Source organism: Salinibacterium sp. SWN1162 (assembly GCF_015864675.1).
In the GTDB taxonomy this organism is placed as follows: Bacteria; Actinomycetota; Actinomycetes; order Actinomycetales; family Microbacteriaceae; genus Rhodoglobus.
Map to the genome: position 1 here is coordinate 501,508 of NZ_JADYWT010000001.1, position 18,979 is coordinate 520,486.

Here is an 18,979-nt window from a genome sequence, read left to right on the forward strand (position 1 = left end):
GCGGGTGTCGCTTGTCCGCGGCCGCGTGAACCTCATCACAATCGCACTACGAAGATGCGAGAAAAGCCTGTCTTTTTGGTGTGAATCCTCAATCAGTGGTTTATGGTTGAGGGAGATGCGCTCACCCGAAGGGCGATTCGAAGACGATGTGGCGACCCACAATGTCAACGAATTAAACCCGGGGGAGAGAGAATTGCGGCACAACAGGAACAACGAGGAGCGCACACAGCGCACTGCTCGAACTCCGCTGATGCGGGCTGTCGCCTCTGTCGTAGCCTTCGGCCTTCTCGTGGCCGGTCTCACCGTCATGCCGGCAACATCCGCCGAAGCTGCTGTCGTGCAGTGGGGAACAAACGCCGGAACGTCGCCCAGCTACCAAACCACCGTCAACGGTGACTTTGTGATGGCCGGCAACGGTGTTCTCGCCTGCAATCGCCCGCTCTACACGGCTGCCCAAATCGGTACGTGTGCCGACTTGCACTCCGCTTCCGGCGGAAACGGCAATACGGCCAACGACAACTTCTACCTCGAAAACTCGAACACGGTAGCGGGATTCACCACCAACTCCAGCTCGGCGAACATCACGATTCCCGCGGGGGCATCCGTAAAAAAAGCCTTCCTGAGCTGGAGCGCCAACACGGGCGCGTTCACTGGCACCACCGACAATGCATGCACCACTGTTAACAACACGCGGGGAACCGCGCTCATGCCGGCTGGTTCTGCCACCGGCTACACCAGTGCTCCGGCCAAACTCAAGGTCGGAACGGGCGCGGTTACCTCCGTGGCCCCGACCACTGTGCTGCAAGACCCGGTGGGTACGCCCTCGGCGATCTACTACAGCGCAAGTGCTGACGTGACGAACGCCTTCGCTGGCGCTGCCACGGGAACCCCGCTCACGGTATCCGCGGGTGACATCTGGGCTCCTCAGGGTGCGGGTTGCTACGCCGGCTGGACCCTGACCGTTGTCTACGACTACGGCGTCTACATCCCGAGCAACCTCAACTCGGCTCCGCACCGCATCATCTTCTACGAAGGTCACGTTCGCATGACCGCCGCTGAGGCTCCCCTCACGGTAGCTTTCAACGGTTTCAGCGCCGTTGACACCGGAACCCGCGCCGGTTTCTCGCTCTATGAGGGCGACCGCATCATTCAGGGCGACATTGCTGAGTACTCTCGTGGCAACGGCGGCTTCACCCAATTGCCCAACAGCGCGGGCAATACCGGCAATATCGGTATTGGTCGAGGCGAGGGCTCCGTTCGCTACACCGCCCTTACCGACACTGGGCCGTTCACTAACCAGAGTGTGGATGTCGCCACCGTCGATTTGCCCAATGTGCAAACCGGCGACACCTCGGTGAACCTTCGGATGAGCACCAGCGGTGACTCCTATTTGCTGCAGAACGCCATTCTTTCGGTGCCGAGCGCGGGTATCAACGTCTCTAAGACCTATAACGGAACGCTTGACCAACAGTCACGAACTGCCACCGAGGCCGCAACGTTCACCGTCACCGTGACCAACTCCGGTGTCGGGACCCTGCAGAACATCGTGATCGCTGACGACCAGACCAACTGCGCACGTGCACTCACCGGTGTAACGCTCGCCCCGCTTCAGTCCTACACCTATACCTGTACGGCGAACGGCCCCACCACTGCAAGCTATGACTCAACCGCCACGGCGACAGCAAGCACGGTTGTCGGGAACAACAGCGCCACAGGAAGCGACTCCACGCGGGTTCTTCTGTCCTCCCTCACTCTCGCAAAGACGAGCGCGCTCGCCGCTGGAGCAACCGGTCGCGCCGGCGACACGCTGAACTACACATTCACCGTCAAGAACAACGGTGACTCACCTCTTACGGGCGTCGCCGTCACTGACCCGATGTCTGGTTTGTCGGCCATCACTTACTCCTGGCCGACGGGCACCGCGGGAGCGCTCGCACCCGGCGCTTCTGCCACGGGAACAGCGACTTACACACTGACTCAAGCCAACGTGGATGCCGGCTCCATCGCGAACACCGCGACTGCCACCGGTACGGATGCCGACGGTGGAGTCAAGCCCGTTGCGACAGCCAACCGCACCACCCCCATCCCGGTGAATGCCGTTCTCGAGACTAAAAAGACTGCCGCGTATGCGGGAGCCGGAGTCGGTAACGTCGGCGACACCGTCAACTACTCTTTCTCGGTCAAGAACACCGGTAACGTCACGCTCACTTCGGTGACCCTGACCGACCCGCTCACGGGCCTTTCGGCAATCGCGGTCACCTGGCCGGGAACCTCGGGGCGTCTCACGCCGGGTCAGACTGCCACCGGAACTGCGACGTACACGGTGAAGCAGGCCGACGTTGACGCCGGCAAGATCGTGAACCAGGCGACCTCGGCCGGCCGTACACCCAAGAACGTTGCGGTTACCGGAACCAGCAACGAAGTGACTTTGGCCACGACGCCTGCCGCCCCTGCTCTCGTCACAACGAAGTCGGGAACAGTGCCGAACCCTAAGGCTGTCGGCAGTGTCGTCACCTACAGCTTCAGCGCCAAGAACACCGGAAACGTTACGCTCACGGGCGTCGCCATCACTGACCCGCTCGCCGGGCTTTCTGCTCTGACCTACTCGTGGCCGGGAACCGCCGGAACCCTGGCTCCGGGCCAGACCGTGACCGCCACCGCGACGTACACCGTAAAACAGTCCGATGTGGATGCCGGTCTCGTGCGCAACACGGCCACCAGCTCGGGAACGTCGCCCAGCGGCACCGCCGTTACTGCGGCATCCCCTCGCGTTGATGTTGCGCTGCAAACTCGCACGCCCGCCATCTCGCTGACGAAGTCGGGTGCGCTCGCGGGCGGCTCGACCGCCGGCAGCACCGTGAACTACTCCTTCGTTCTCACCAACTCGGGCAACGTGACGCTCACCAACGCGGGAATCACTGACTCGCTCTCCGGTCTCTCGGCCATCACCTATGGCACGTGGCCCGGAACCACCGGCACCCTTGCTCCTGGCCAGTCCGTCACCGCGACCGCCACCTACACGGTGAAGCAGTCGGATGTCGATGCCGGCGCGATCGCCAACAGCGCGACCGCAAAGGGCACGCCTCCGACAGGTGCTGACGTCACCCGCACGACGCCCGCTACCGTTCCGATCACGGCCGATGCCAAGATGATCGTGACCAAGTCGGGCGCCTACACGACGGGATCCGGCGCAGTCGGCTCGGTCGTCACCTACACGTTCAGCGTCAAAAATGACGGAAACGTCACCCTCAGCCAGGTCGTTCTCGCCGACCCACTCTCGGGGCTCAGCCCGATCTCGGTAACGTGGCCCGGTGCATCCGGAGTGCTCACACCAGGCCAAACGGCCACCGGAACCGCGACCTACACCGTGAAGCAGTCCGATGTTGATGCCGGCTCGGTCAAGAACACGGCAACCGCTACGGCTAAGACTCCGTCCGGCGGCACGGTCACCCAGCCCTCTACGCAGTCTGTGGTGCCCACGGTAACGCCCAGCCGGGTCATCACCACCACGAAGTCTGCCGTCATTGCCGGTGGCGCAACCGGCAAGGTCGGCGACGTCATCAACTACTCGTTCAGCGCGAAGAACGACGGAAACGTCACGCTCTCGGGTGTGACCATTGCTGACCCGCTAACGGGACTTTCGGCGCTCACCTACTCGTGGCCAGGAGCTACAGGGGTGCTCGCCCCGGGCCAAACCGTCACCGCAGTAGCGACCTACACAATCAAGCAGTCCGATGTTAATACCGGCTCGGTCAAGAACACGGCAACCGGTAGCGGCACCCACGGCGGCACGACTGTGACCGATCCGTCTGACCAGGTGAGCGTTCCGACAGTGGCCGCTAACCCCGTCATCACGACGCTCAAGTCGGGGGCGCTCGCCGCCGGTTCGACCGGTCGCGCCGGTGACACCGTGAACTTCTCGATCAAGCTCACGAACTCGGGCAACGTGACCCTGACCTCGGTGTCGGCAGCCGACACGCTGCCCGGCCTTTCGGCGCTCGCCTACGGAACGTGGCCCTCGGGTACTACAGGAACGCTGGCTCCCGGCCAGTCCGTCACTGCGACGGCGAACTACACCCTCAAGCAGAGCGATGTGGATGCCGGCTCTGTTTCGAACACCGCCACCGGCTCGGGAACACCGCCGACCGGTGCCGCCGTCACGAGCACCAGCCCCGCCACGGTCCCGATCACTGCGGGCCCTGCCCTGACCGTCTCCAAGTCGGGTGCGGTCACCACGGGCAACGGTTCCGTTGGCGACATCATCACCTTCTCGTTCGTCGTTCGCAACACCGGTAATGTCACCGCCACCGGCGTCGGTATTACCGACACCCTCGCCGGTCTCTCGGCCGTTACCTTCGGCACCTGGCCGAGTGGCACAGCCGGCACACTCGCTCCGAACACTCAGGTCGCTGCTACCGCGACTTACGTGATTGAGCAGCTCGACGTCAACGTTGGCTCTGTCAAGAACACCGCTACGGCATCCGGCAGCACGCCGTCGGGCGGTACCGTGTCAGCAACGTCGCCGGAGGCAGTCGTTCCGACGGTGGCATCGTCGCCGGCCATCACGACCACGAAGACGGCAAGCGTTTCTGGCACGGGTGCGGTTGGTGATGTCATCACGTACACGTTTGTTGCCAAGAACACGGGTAACGTCACGCTGAAGGGCGTGACGATCGCTGACCCGCTCACTGGTCTTTCGGCGCTGACCTACGGCACGTGGCCGGGTTCCACGACGGGAACGTTGCAGCCCGGCTGGGAGGTCACCGCTACGGCGACCTACACAATCGTGCAGTCCGATGTCGATGCCGGCTCGGTCAAGAACGTCGCAACCTCGACGGGCAATTTTGGCACCACCGCTGTCAGCGGTCCTTCGCCGCAGGTGACGACTCCGACGGTCGCGTCCGTGCGCACACTCTCGCTCGCCAAGACCGGCGTGCTCGCTCCCGGCGGCACGGGCGTCGCTGGTGACACCGTCAACTACACCTTCGTGGTGCGCAACACGGGCAACGTCACGATGACAAGCGTCGGCGTCACCGACCCGCTTCCCGGACTCTCCGCGATTACGTTCGGCACGTGGCCCAGCGGAACCGCTGGTCGCCTGCTCCCCAACACTCAGGTAACGGCCACGGCGACGTACGTTCTGAAGCAATCGGATGTCGATGCCGGTTCGGTCGCCAACACGGCAACCACGCGCGGTACGCCCCCCTCCGGTTCTGCCGTTTCGGCTACGGACCCAGCCACTGTTCTCGTCGCCGCCAACGGCGCTCTCGCCGTGACCAAGACCGGTGCAGTGACCTCGGGCACCGGCGGCGTCGGAAGCACGATGACCTTCTCGTTCTCGATCACCAACCCCGGAAACCTGACGATGACGGGAGTCGCGATAGCGGACTCGCTCGTAGGGCTCTCAGCACCGGTCTACACCTGGCCGACTGCTACCGCAGGACGCCTCGCTCCGGGTGAAACGGCCACCGCCACTGCCACCTACACGGTGAAGCAGGCTGACGTAAACGTCGGTTCGGTAGCGAACACGGCTACGGTCTCGGGCAAGACTCCGAGCAACGCCACGGTCACCTCTGCGCAGTCGACCGCCACCGTTCCCACGATCACCGGTGCACCTCAGCTCACCACCACGAAGTCGGCCAACGTGACTTCGGGCGCCAAGGTTGGCGACTCGATCACGTACTCGATCGCAATCGCGAACACGGGAAACCAGACCATCACCGGCGTCACCCTGACCGACTCGCTCGCGGGTCTCTCTACTCCGGTTGTTACGTGGCCCGGCGTCGCGGGCACCCTCGCTCCTGGTCAGACCGCAACAGCCCTCGCGGGCTACACAGTGAAGCAGTCGGATGTTGATGCTGGCTCGATCGCCAACACCGCGTCGGCAGCAGGAACAGCTCCCGGCGCGACTCCCGTCAGCGATGACTCGAACCCTGTGGTCACCACTACGGTCGCTCCGGCGCCGACGCTCTCCCTCGTGAAGTCGGGCGCACTGCCCGCTGGTTCCACGTCGGTTGCTGGCGAAGTAGTGACCTACAGCTTCGTCATCCGAAACACCGGAAACGTCACCATTACGGGCGCTGCGGTCACCGACCCGCTCTCGGGTCTCTCGACCATCACCTACGGCACGTGGCCTTCGGGAACTACCGGAACGCTAGCGCCGAACACTCAAGTCGTCGCCACCGCGACCTACACGGTGAAGCAGACGGATGTCGACGCGGGCTCGATCGCGAACACGGCGACCGCTAATGGCACGGGGGTCAGCGGCGGCGCCGCGACTGCGGTCACGAGTAGCGCCACGGTTCCTCTCGCTACCTCGGCGAAGCTCACCGTCTCTAAGACCGGTGCAACGGCTGCGGGCGCGAACAAGGTTGGCGATACCGTCACCTTCTCGTTCGTCGTCAAGAACACCGGTAACGTCACGCTCTCGAGCGTGGGTATCACTGACACTCTCACGGACCTCTCGGCTGTCAGCTTCGGCACCTGGCCGGGCGGCACGACGGGAGTACTGGGCCCCAACGATCAGGTAACCGCTACGGCGACCTACACAATCAAGCAGTCCGACGTGAACGCGGGCTCCGTGAAGAACACGGCTACGGCATCCGGAACGCCGCCCTCGGGCCCCGTCGCGACGGCAACGTCTACCGAAGCAGTGGTGCCCACCGTTGCTGCCTCACCCACGCTCGTGACAACGAAGAGTGCTGTTGTGGGCGGCACCGGAACCGGCATCGTCGGCGACACGATCACGTATACCTTCACTGCGAAGAACTCCGGTAACGTCACGCTTACCGGAGTCACTCTGACCGACCCGATCACCGGACTCTCCACTCCCACGTACGTGTGGTCGGGTGGCGTTAGTGGCCAGCTCAACCCCAACGGAACCGTCACCGGAACCGCGACCTACACAATCACGCAGACGGATGTCGACGCCGGTTCGGTCAAGAACATTGCGACCGCCACGGGTACGCCTCCGACCGGTGCTGTAGTGACCGCTCCGTCGCCGCAGGTCGTCACGCCGACGATTGCGTCGACGCCGACGATCGCTGTGACCAAGTCGGGCGCTCTCGCGCCGGGCGCGCAGGGTATTGCGGGTGACGTTGTCACGTGGAGCCTCTCGCTCACGAACTCCGGCAATGTGACGCTCACCTCGGTAGCAGTTACTGACTCGCTTCCCGGCGTCTCCGCCGTGACCTACGGCACCTGGCCCTCGACGGCAGGAACCTTGGCTCCGGGCCAGAGCGTCTCAGCGACGGCAACCTACGTTCTTAAGCAGGCCGACATCGATGCTGGCGCTGTCTCGAACACCGCTAATGGTTCGGGTACTCCGCCGCGGGGTTCACCGGCTACGGCAACTGCTCCGTCAACCCTTCCCCTTGCCTCGAACTCCACCATCACACTCGCCAAGACCGCGGCCATCGTCTCTCCCGGCACGGGTGTGGTGGGCGACACCATTCGTTACACCTTCTCCGCCGAGAACACCGGTAATGTCACGCTAACCAACGTGATCATCAACGACCCGCGTCCCGGTCTGAGCGCACTCACCTACGGCACTTGGACGAGCGGCACTGTTGGCCGCCTGGCCCCCGGACAGACCATCACGGCAACAGCGGACTATGTAATCCGCCAAACTGACCAGAACGCCGGCGTTGTGAACAACACGGCCTCCGTTTCGGGCAAGCCGCCCGTGGGGCCGAACACCACCGCGACGGCGGCCGCAGTCGCAACTCCCACCGCCACGCGCGTTCCCGGCATCCTCACCACTAAGACCTCGAGCGTCGCCGGAACCGGTGCCGTCGGCGATGTCATCACGTACACGATCACCGTGCGCAATACGGGAAACACCACTCTCACATCGGTGTCGGCAAGTGACCCGCTCTCTGGCCTCAGCACGCTCACCTATGGCGCTTGGCCCGGCGGAGTCACGGGAACGCTGCAGCCCAACACGCAGGTTGTGGCCACCGCGAAGTACACGATCAAGCAGTCCGATGTGAATGCTGGCGCAGTCACAAACACGGCGACCGGTCAGGGCACGTCACCCTCCGCCGGCGTCATCACGGATCCCTCAGATGAGGTCGTTACGCCGACCGCCGCGGCGAACCCCGTGGCGACGTTCTCGAAGACCGGCGCGCTCGCGCCCGGTGCTGTCGGCGCTGCTAACGACGTGATCACGTATACCTTCACGGCGAAGAACACTGGAAACGTGACGCTGACGGGCGTCGTCGTCGCTGACCCGTTGAGTGGTCTCGGCACGATCTCGTACTCGTGGCCCGCTGCCGACGGTGTACTCACCCCAGGCCAGACCGTCACGGCTACCGCGAACTACACGGTGAAGCAGTCCGATGTGGATGCTGGCTCGGTCAGCAACACCGCAACGCTCACGGCGACCCCGCCCTCCGGCACGTCCTTCACTGAGACTGATCCCGAGACGGTATCGATCACGCCCGCTCCCGGTATTACGGTCAGCAAGCTCGCTTCTGTCGGCGGAACGGGTGAAGAGGGCGACGTCATCACCTACACGATGACCATTCGCAACACGGGTAACCAGACGCTCACTGTGGTGACGCTCATCGACAACCTGCCGGGACTGGGCGCTCCTACTTTTGTCTGGCCGGGTACTCCCAACGAGCTCGCACCGGGTCAAACGGCGACCGCTACCGCGACGTACACGATCGATCTTGACGACCTCAACGCGGGCGAAGTAACGAATACCGCGAGCGTGACTGCCCAGACTCCCGGCGGCGGCCCCGAGGTGAACGCAAGCTCCGGCCCCGTCGTAGTGGCGACCGGTGACCAGCGCCCCGAGCTCAGGACAACGAAGACCGCCAGCGTCGTGCCGAGCCCGGCCGCTGAGGGCACCACGATCACGTACTCCTTCCTCGTGGAAAACACCGGAAACGTGACCATCGAGAACATCGTTCTCGACGACCCGCTTCTCGGTGGCGCAACGCCGACCCTGTCGGCGACGTCGCTCGACCCCGGCGAATCTGCCACGGCAACTGTGAACTACACGATCACCCAGGCGGATGTCGATGCCGGTTCAGTGACGAACACCGCGAAGGCTGTCGGTGACACCACTGGCGGTACTCCCGTGAGTGTCGAAAGCCCGGTCTCGTCGGTTACCACTCCGACAGCACCAGCAGCCCCCGGTATCTCAGTCACGAAGACGGGCACCGCCGCGCAAGATGCGGGCGACCTGATCGACTGGAGCTTCACCGTTACCAACACCGGTAACGTCACCCTCAGCGGCGTGACCCTCAACGATGCCTTGACTGGGGTCACTCCCGTCCTCGGCACCTTCCCCAGCGGTGTGTCCGGCCAGCTCAATCCCGGAGACAGCGTGTTGGCAACCGCCGATGACTACGTTGTGACGCAGGCGGATGTCGACTCGGGTTCCGTCGTGAACACCGTGACCGCATCCGGTACTCCCGCTCGCGGTGCCGTCGCTAACGCGAACACCGCGGCGACTGTGCCCTTGACTCCAGATGCTGGTGTCACGATCGTTAAGTCGGCAGCTATTGAACCCGGCGAAGACGGCGTCAACGACACCGTCACGTTCACCTTCACCGTCACCAACACCGGAAACGTGACGCTCGGCTCGATCAGCATTGTGGATCCGCTCGATGGTATTTCGGCGATCAACTATGACTGGACGGGCAACCCCTCTCAGACGCTCGCTCCCAACGGCGTGCTCACTGCGACTGCCACGTACATCCTCACGCAGGCAGACATCGACCGCGGCTTCGTCGACAACGACTCAAGCGTGCTCGCCTCGACACCTGCTGGCGACATCCTCGATGAGGACTCGAACACTGTCACCGTGACGACCGACGCAGCGACGCCCTTACTCGTCACTACGAAGGACGCGACGCGCAACGGCACCGGTGTCGTCGGCGACACCATCAGCTACACAATCACGCTGCTCAATGACGGAAACGTCACGCTGACGGATGCGGCGATCACCGACTCCCTCGCGGGCCTCAGCGAACTCGTGTACGGCGAATGGGTCTCCGGCGTCGACGGCGAGCTCGCTCCCGGCGAGTCCGTCGCGGCTACCGCGAACTACACGATCACTCAGGCGGATGTAGATGCTGGCTCCGTCAGCAACATCGCGACCGGCGACGCCAAGTCTGCGCGCGACGACGCTGCCATTTCGGATATCTCTCCTGCCGCGGTCACGCCTCTCGTTACCCAGTCCGCTCTGATCTCAGCAACGAAGACCGGTGTTCTCGAGTCTGGTGCTGAGGGTGAAGCGGGTGACACTGTTGAGTGGTCCTTCAGTATCAAAAACGATGGAAATGTGACACTGAATGGCGTCACCTTGGCGGATACCCTCCCCGGCCTCTCGGCCATCACGTACACGTGGCCTACGGCGACCGACGGTGTCCTCGCTCCGGGGGCGACAGCAACGGCTGTAGCGACCTACGTGCTCAAGCAGACCGACGTGGACTCCGGTTCCGTTGTAAACGCCGCGACACCATCCGCGAAAAACCCCAGCGGAGCGGCTGTGCCTGGGGCGCAAGTGAGTGCATCAGTCAACGTCGAGCGCAAACCTGGTCTCAGCGCCATCAAGACCGGCGAGCTGGAGCCCGGTGGGATCGGTGAAGTCGGCGATGTCATTTACTACTCCGTGACCGCCACCAACACGGGTAATGTCACGCTCAGTGGCGGCGCTCTGATCGACCGTCTTCCCCGCATCTACGATGTTGTGATCAGCTGGCCAGACACCGACAACGTGGGCGTCTTACTCGTGGGGGAATCGGTAGTCGGAACCGCGTCGTACGTCATCACGCAAGAAGACGTCGATAACGGATTCCGTAACAACACTGCCGGCGTCACGGCCAATTCGCCCAACGGCGTGGCTGTGGAAGCGAATACGAACACCGTCATCATCCCCACCGTTCGCCCTGCTCCGCTCCTGACGGTCGACAAGACCGCTGTTGTCACCGACGGCGACGGCGAAGTAAGCGACGGCGAACTTGGCGACACGATCGGTTACTCGTTCACGATCACGAATGACGGAAACGTCACGATCGACGGCATCACCCTTGCTGACCCGCTACCGGACCTCGTTGGCCTGACGGTCAACTGGCCCGCCGCCAACACGACGCAGACGCTCGCGCCGACCGAAAGCGTTACCGCAACGGCTACCTACGTCATCACTCAGGACGACGTGAACGCGGGAGAAGTCCGCAACACGGCAACCGCGAGCGGAACCGGCGCGCAAAACACCCCGGTTACCGGCTCTTCCCCAGAGGTCGTCACCCCAGTCGATGAAGCTGCTCCGTCGCTCACCGCGACCAAGAGCGCGGCTCTCGCGGCCGGTGCTACGGGCGTCGCGGGCGACACCGTGGAATTCAGCTTCACTGTGGCCAACGACGGAAACGTTTCGCTGACATCCGTCGACCTCATCGATCAGCTCCCGGGGCTCACTGGCGTGACCTTCGGCGCGTGGCCGACAGCGACCGACGGGCTGCTCAACCCGGGTGACGCTGTCACCGCTACCGCTACCTACACGCTGCTTCAGAGCGACATCGACGCTGGCTCGCTGGCGAACAGCGTCAACGCTTCGGGCGTGCCTCCTACAGGTTCCGCGGTAACGCAGCCCGCTTCCGCGACGCTTCCGCTCACGGCAGCACCCGACTTCACCATTACGAAGACGGGTGACTTGGGAACCCAGCTGGGAGAAGTAGGCGATGTCATCGACTACAGCTTCAGCATCACCAACTCCGGAAACGTCACGCTCACCGGTGTCGTACTTGTTGACTCCAAGCCCGGCCTCAGCGCGCCGGTAATCGTTTGGCCCGGAGACGACCGCGTGCTCGCTCCTGGTGAAATCGCGACCGCTACGGCGACGTACACGATTACTCAAGAAGATGTCGATGCGGGCTCCGTTTCGAACACCGCTGAAGCACTCGGTTCTACGCCCGCTGGTACGGAGTACTTCGAGTTCTCTGATCCTGCGGTGAACCCGACGATCGACCGCACCGATTCGGTGACCATCGACAAGGTGGGAACCACTCCGGACGGCGCGGCCCTCGGTGACCTCGTGCAGTACGACTTCACAGTCGAGAACACGGGCAACACGACGCTAACGGGCGTCGCGATCGACGACCCGCTCGTCGGCCTCTCGACCATCGTCTACTCGTGGCCCGGAGCAGCCGGTGTGCTCGCGCCCGCTGAGACTGCGACCGCCACCGCGACGTACGCGATCACTCAGGCCGACATTGACCTCGGTTACGTGCGCAACTCGGCGGATGTTGACGCCACCTCACCGCTCGGTGCGGTCGATGATTCCGTCGGCCCGATCGATGTGCCGACCGTTACCGCGGCTGCTGCGATTGAGACCACCAAGAACGGTGCGCTCGAGGCCGGTGCAACAGGATTCGCCGGCGATACCGTCGAGTATTCCTTCACTGTTCGCAACAGCGGCAACGTCACGCTCACGGGCGTGACCTTGGACGACCCGCTGGAAGATCTCAGCGCCCTGACCTACACGTGGCCGACCGCAACCGATGGCGAATTGGCTCCCGGCCAGAGCGCCACCGCGGTTGCAACGTACACGCTGACTCAGGCGGATGTTGACGCCGGCAAGGTGGACAACACGGTGACAGCAGAGGGCACAACGCCTGACGCCGACACGGTGGACGACACGGCTGACGAGACCGTCACGATCACTCCGGCACCAGTGCTGACTCCGTTCAAGTCGGGAACGATCCTAAACGGCGGAATTGGTGCCGTTGGCGACACTGTCGAGTACCGTCTCACCGTCACCAACAACGGAAACGTTACGCTCTACGACGGCAAGCTCCTCGACCCGCTTCCCGGGCTCTCTATCCCGGTGATCACGTGGCCAGACAACACCAAGCCCGGAGAAATCCCGCCGGGTGAAACGGTGCTTGGCGTTGCCACGTATCAGCTCACGCAGGAGGACGTCGACCGCGGTTTCGTTCCGAACGAAGCTGACATGTCGGCAGAGACTCCGGCCGGGCTCCTCGTTATCGAAGCATCGAACAAGGTCATCGTTCCGACTGTTTTGCCTGCACCGAACATCACGGTGACGAAGTCGGGCGCGCCCCAGGGCACTGCCGACCTCGGCGACACGATCGATTACTCGTTCGAGATTCTCAACTCGGGTAACGTCACGCTTGATTCCGTGACACTGACCGACCCCCTGCCGAACCTTTCCGCGATCACGATCACGTGGCCCACTCCGGCGACCCCGGGCGTGCTCGCTCCGGGTGAGATCGCTACGGCTACGGCCGACTACGAGATCACGCAGGATGACGTGGATGCTGGCGCCGTTCTCAACATCGCGACCGCTGACGGCGTTGACCCCAACGACACTGACGTCACGGACGATTCGGCTGCGAACACCATTCCGACTGAGACGATCCGTGCTGAGGTCGAGCTCACCAAGAGCGGCGTACTCGCTGACCCGGCTCGCGCCGACGAAGGCGACACCGTCAACTGGTCGTTCGAACTGAGCAACACCGGAAACGTCACGCTCACCGGCGTAGAAATCGTCGACACCCTCGCGGGTATCTCGACGCTGACCTACACGTGGCCCGGCATCGACGGAACGCTCGAGGTGGGCGAATCGGTCACCGCAACGGCCACATCCACGCTGACGCAGGCTCAGGTCAATGCGGGAACCATAGAGAACGATGCTGTCGGTTCAGGCACCCCTCCGCGCGGCGACGACGTGAGTGACCCCGCGACAGCGGCAGTCGTGCTCGCCTCGCAAGCCAGCATGGCGGTCACCAAAGTCGGAGCAGTCAATGGCGCCGGCAACGACGGCGACACGATCGATTACGACTTCAGCATCACCAACACGGGTAACGTCACCTTGACGCTCGTCGACCTAGTCGACGCGCTCGTTGGTGTCAGCAGCCCCGTCTTCATCTGGCCTGGAACGACAGGAGAGTTGGAACCAGGCGAGAAGGTTACGGCGAAGGCGAACTACACAATCACGCAGGCGGACGTCGATCGCGGCAGTGTTTCAAACATTGCCACCGCGAGCGGCAAGCCTCCGATCGGTGACACGATCACCGTCAGCACCTCGGTCACCGAGACGACGGTTGCCCCGGCGGCTCCAGCGCTTCTGCTGACGAAGTCATCGAGCACCGGTGCCAGCGCCGGCGTGAACGACATCATTACGTACACATTCGAGGTGGAAAACACCGGAAACGTGACTGTTGATGAGATCGTGCTCGCCGATCCCCTGCCCGGCCTCAGCACTCCCGTAGTGGACTGGCCAGGAGCCAACGGAGTTCTTGCCCCCGGCGAGAAAGCGACCGCGACGGCAACATACGCGATCACCCAGACTGATGTGGATGCGGGAACGGTCGACAACACCGCGACCGCCAACGGCACTTCGCCGACCGACGTGGCGGTGGCAAGTAATCCAGCCGCAGCGCAGACGCCGACGGATGCTGCTGCTCCTGACATCCTCGTAACGAAGAGTGCTGCTCTCGCTCCTGGTTCCACCGGCTTCGAAGGCGACCTCGTGGAATACGAGTTCTCGCTGACGAACACCGGCAACCAGACGCTCACCGCAGTCTCACTGGCCGACCCGCTTCCGGGTCTGTCTGCTCTGGTGTACTCGTGGCCTACCGCTACGGCAGGAACACTGGCACCCGGTGCGGTTGTTACCGCTACCGCAACGCACGAACTCACTCAGGCCGATATCGACTCTGGCTCGGTGGCCAACGTCGTGACCGGTAGCGCAACGCCGCCATCCGGGGTTGCCTTCACCGAACAGGCTCCGGCTGCCGTGGCGATCGCCGCGAATGGCGAGCTAGAGGCTAAAAAGTGGGGAGTCTTGCGTGCTGGGGGAATCGGCCAGGTCGGCGACTGGGTCGACTACCGCCTTGAAGCCACCAACACTGGTAACGTCACGCTGATCGACGGCGAGCTGCGCGATCCGCTTCCGGGTCTCAGCATCCCGACTATCACGTGGCCGAACCCGACACAGCCCGGCGTTCTGTTGCCGGGCGAGACCGTGCTCGGCGAAGCATCGGTTCAGCTCACGCAGGAAGACGTCGACCGCGGCTACATCTCCAACATCGCCGACATCGGCGCTACTGACCCGAATGATGATGACGTTCCGGCGACCACCAATGAGGTCATCGTCTACACGGTTCAGCCGCAGCCGAGCATGACGGTCGTAAAATCGGGCGCAATCGCTCTGACGGGCGAGAACGGCGTCGGCGACACCGTCGAGTTCGACTTCGAGGTTCGCAACACCGGTAACGTGACGATCGGTTCAATCGTTGTCACCGATCCGCTGCCCGGAATGACCACGCCGACTGTGCAGTGGCCGACCGCTGTGGAGACTCTGGCTCCGAACGAGACCGTAACCGCCACGGCCAGTTACGAGATCCGCCAGTCGGATGTCGACCGCGGTTTCGTAGAAAACACGGCGAGTGCTACGGCAGTTCCGGTGCGCGGCGATCCGATCGCGGCCACCTCGAACACGGTCGAAGTTCCCACGGAGGCTCCGAGCGTTGTGGTTTCTGTCACCAACACCGGTGCGCTGACGAACCCGGGCCCAGCTGTAGAAGGCGACACAGTCACCTGGAACTACAGCTTCACGAGTACGAGCAACGTGACGCTCTCGGGCGTTGAGCTGAGCGACTTCATCGGCTCGTTGCCCGCAGGCGATTACACCTGGCCTAACCCTGCAGCTCCGGGGGTTCTCGCTCCCGGCGCCACGGTCACGGCAGTTCGCGTGCAAACGCTGACGCAGGCCGACATCGACTCGGGCGCTGTATCGAGTGTTGTCACCGGTGAGGGAACGCCCACGGTTGGCGCTGCGGCGACTGCCACAGCACCGGCGACCGTCGCTCTCGCGGCTGATGGCCTGCTGCAGGTGACAAAGTCGAGCGAGTTGGCCGTGGCCGGCGCGAATGGCCCCGGCGACACGATCGATTACACGATCGTTGTCACCAACACCGGAAACGTCACGCTTCGCACGGTGACGATTGCCGACAGCATCGAGAACGTCTCAATCGACTCGATCGTCTGGCCCGCTAACAGCGGCGTGCTCGCTCCGGGTGAATTTGCAACGGCTAGTGCGACGTATGTTCTCGAACAGGATGACGTTGATCGCGGTTATGTCGACAACACGGCATCCGTTCGGGGGCTCACTCCCGGCGGCGACGCGGTAACGGCGAACTCGAACGTTGATCGTGAACTCACGGCGGAATCCGACCCCAGCATCACCGCCGAGAAGTCGGGAGTGATGACTTCGGGATCGGGTGAAGCGGGTTCGGAGATCACCTACAGCTTCATCGTCACGAACACCGGAAATGTCACGTTGCGCCTGGTTGGCGTGCTTGACCCGCTGATCGATGTTGTTCCCTCTGACCTCACGTTCCCGTCGGCGACCGGTATTCTCGGCCCGAACGAGCAGGCCATTGGCTCTGTGGTGTACACGGTGACGCAGGCCGATGTCGATAACGGAACCGTCGAAAACACGGCAACCGCGATTGGAACGGCGCCTGACGGCACTGAAGTAACCGGCGTCTCGAACACTGTGTTCAACCCCACTGAAGACGCTGAGCCTTCGATCGTGACGACGCACACTGCGGCGCTTGCGGCCGGAGCCACCGGAGTGCTCGGCGACGGCATGAACTACAGCTTCCGCATCAGCAACGACGGCAACGTCACGCTCAACGGCGTAACGCTCTCGAACACGATTCCGGGACTCACCGACTTCGTCTACACCTGGCCGAACCCGGCCGCTCCGGGCGTTCTCGCGCCGGGCGAAAGTGTCACCGTGACGGCGACCCGTCTTGTTGACCAGGCGGATGTCGACGCGGGTGAAGTACGCAACGTTGCTACCGGAGAGGGCGATTCACCGTCGGCGACCGCCGTTGACTCGGACTCGGCCGTCACCATCGTGCCGCTCATCCAGGCGCTGTCGAGCATTGACATTGCCAAGGCTGGCGAACCGCGCGATGCGGGTGACCCCGTCGTTGTAGGTTCGTGGATCGACTACACCTTCACGGTGCAGAACACCGGTGAAACCACCCTGAGTGGTGTCACTGTTGCTGATCCGAAGGTCGGAACGACTGCGGTCGTCTACGGCACGTGGCCGGCGGCTGACGGCGTCTTGGCTCCGGGGGAGTCGATTACGGCAACCGCGAGCTACCAGGTCACCCAGACTGAGTTCGATGCCGGTTCGGCGTCGAACACCGCGAACGTGACCTCGACGAACCCGGCGGGCGACAGCATCCGAGACACGTCGAACACCGTCGTGGTTCCCACCGCACTGGGCGCCCCTGAAATCAGCATCACGAAAACGCAGGAGCTGGCTGCTGGCTCGACCGGTTTCGCTGGCGACACCGTGGAGTTCACTTTCGAGGTCACTAACGACGGCGATGTCACGCTCAACGGCATCACGATTGCTGACGACCAGATTGATCTCAGTACGCTGACGATCACCTGGCCGGGCGCTCCGGGCGTTCTCGCTCCGGGCCAGTCGGCAACGGCAACCGCAACGTACGTTCTCACTCAGGATGACGTGGATGCTGGCTCGATCAGCTCCGAAGCATCCACGGCCGGAACGCCGGTAGTGGGCGATGTGGTGACCGATGTGGCCACTGGCTCGACACCGATCGACGCAGACCCGTCAATGACCATCACGAAGACGAGCTCGTTCGCGACTCTCGCTCAACAGGGCGCGACCGTGAATTACGTCATCGAGGTAGTCAACACGGGTAACGTGACGCTCACCGCGGTGACGGTCACTGACCCGAAGCCCGGCCTTTCGGCACTGACCTACAACTGGCCGGCCACGCCGGGCGAGTTGGCGCCGGGGCAGAAGGTTGTGGCCACCGCCACCTACGTGATCGCTCAGGCGGATGTTGATGTCGAACAGACCACTAACGTGGCCACTGTCGACGCCAACGCTCCCGCCGGCGCGATCGAAGCGCAGGAAGCGACGAACGTGCTGCCGATCCCGAACGTGGCCGCGATTGGTCTCACGATCTCTGGCGTTCTCGGCGCAGGCCAACAGGGCTTCCCCGGAGACGTGGTGACGTTCACCTACGTTGCGACCAACACGGGAACGAAGCCGCTGACCAACGTCTCGATCAGCGACCCCCGCGTCGGACTCTCACCAATTAGCTATGGCCCCTGGCCGGGCGCGGTCGGTGTACTCCTGCCGGGTCAGTCGGTTACGGCTACGGCAACCTACGTCATCCGTGAACGGGATGCCGGAACGACGCTGTACGAGACAGCGACCGTGACGAGCACCGAGCTCGATTCGGGCGACCCGGTAGTGGCTACAGCCCAGACAAGTCTGCAGCTACCTTTCAAGGCACTCTCTTACACTGGATCAGACCCCCGAGGAACCCTCGCGACCGGGTTGGGCACACTGCTCGCCGGGCTCGCGCTGATCCTGCTCGCACGCAGAAGACAACGACAGGAAGAATCATGAAGCTCCCCACACGCTTGACCGTTACCGCTGTTCCTTTCGCAATTCTCGCCTTCACTTTGGCAGGGTGCACGAACGATGGCACCGATGGTCAGCCTGAGCCCGAAGAGACTTCGAGCTCGGCTGAACAGACTCCGGGAGTAACGGACATCTCGGATGCTCCCGGTACCGGTGAGGACCTTGAAGGTGCTCTCACCGACTCCACCGTCAACGAGTGCGAGCGCACGGGCGACGAGTGGACCGTGTCGGGCGTCGTAACGAACTCCACCGATGCTAGTGTCACGTATCGCATTTACGTGTCGCTGCTCAATGGTGCCAATGACACTCGCGCTCTCACGCAGGTGGATGTCGATGCGACTGAGCCGGGGGACACCTCCGACTGGGAGACCGTCATTCCTGTTGCTGAAGACGAGCTCACCTGCGTGCTGCGCGTCGAGCGCTACGAAAGCTAGTCTTCCGGGCGCCCAGCCCCTCAGCGCCGTCACAGGCGTTGCTGCCGAGAGGCGGTACTGAGGCTGGGCCGCCGACGACTATCGT

At 63.3% G+C, this 18,979-nt stretch carries 2 protein-coding genes; both read left to right on the forward strand.

The features are described 5' to 3' along the window. Positions 1-250 precede the first annotated feature (250 nt). Positions 251-18,445 (forward strand): DUF11 domain-containing protein, encoded by an 18,195-nt coding sequence (locus I6E58_RS02370; RefSeq protein ID WP_197129965.1) that lies wholly within the window; start codon positions 251-253, stop codon positions 18,443-18,445. Further along, positions 18,442-18,894, forward strand: coding sequence for a hypothetical protein (locus I6E58_RS02375; protein WP_197129968.1), 453 nt, complete (start codon positions 18,442-18,444; stop codon positions 18,892-18,894). The genes I6E58_RS02370 and I6E58_RS02375 overlap by 4 nt, the downstream gene beginning before the upstream one ends. Positions 18,895-18,979 lie beyond the last annotated feature (85 nt).

Excerpts from the sequence above, each read along its gene's own strand:
- I6E58_RS02370 (WP_197129965.1), top strand. The coding sequence starts at position 251 with ATGCGGGCTGTCGCCTCTGTCGTAGCCTTCGGCCTTCTCGTGGCCGGT.
- I6E58_RS02375 (WP_197129968.1), top strand. The coding sequence starts at position 18,442 with ATGAAGCTCCCCACACGCTTGACCGTTACCGCTGTTCCTTTCGCAATT.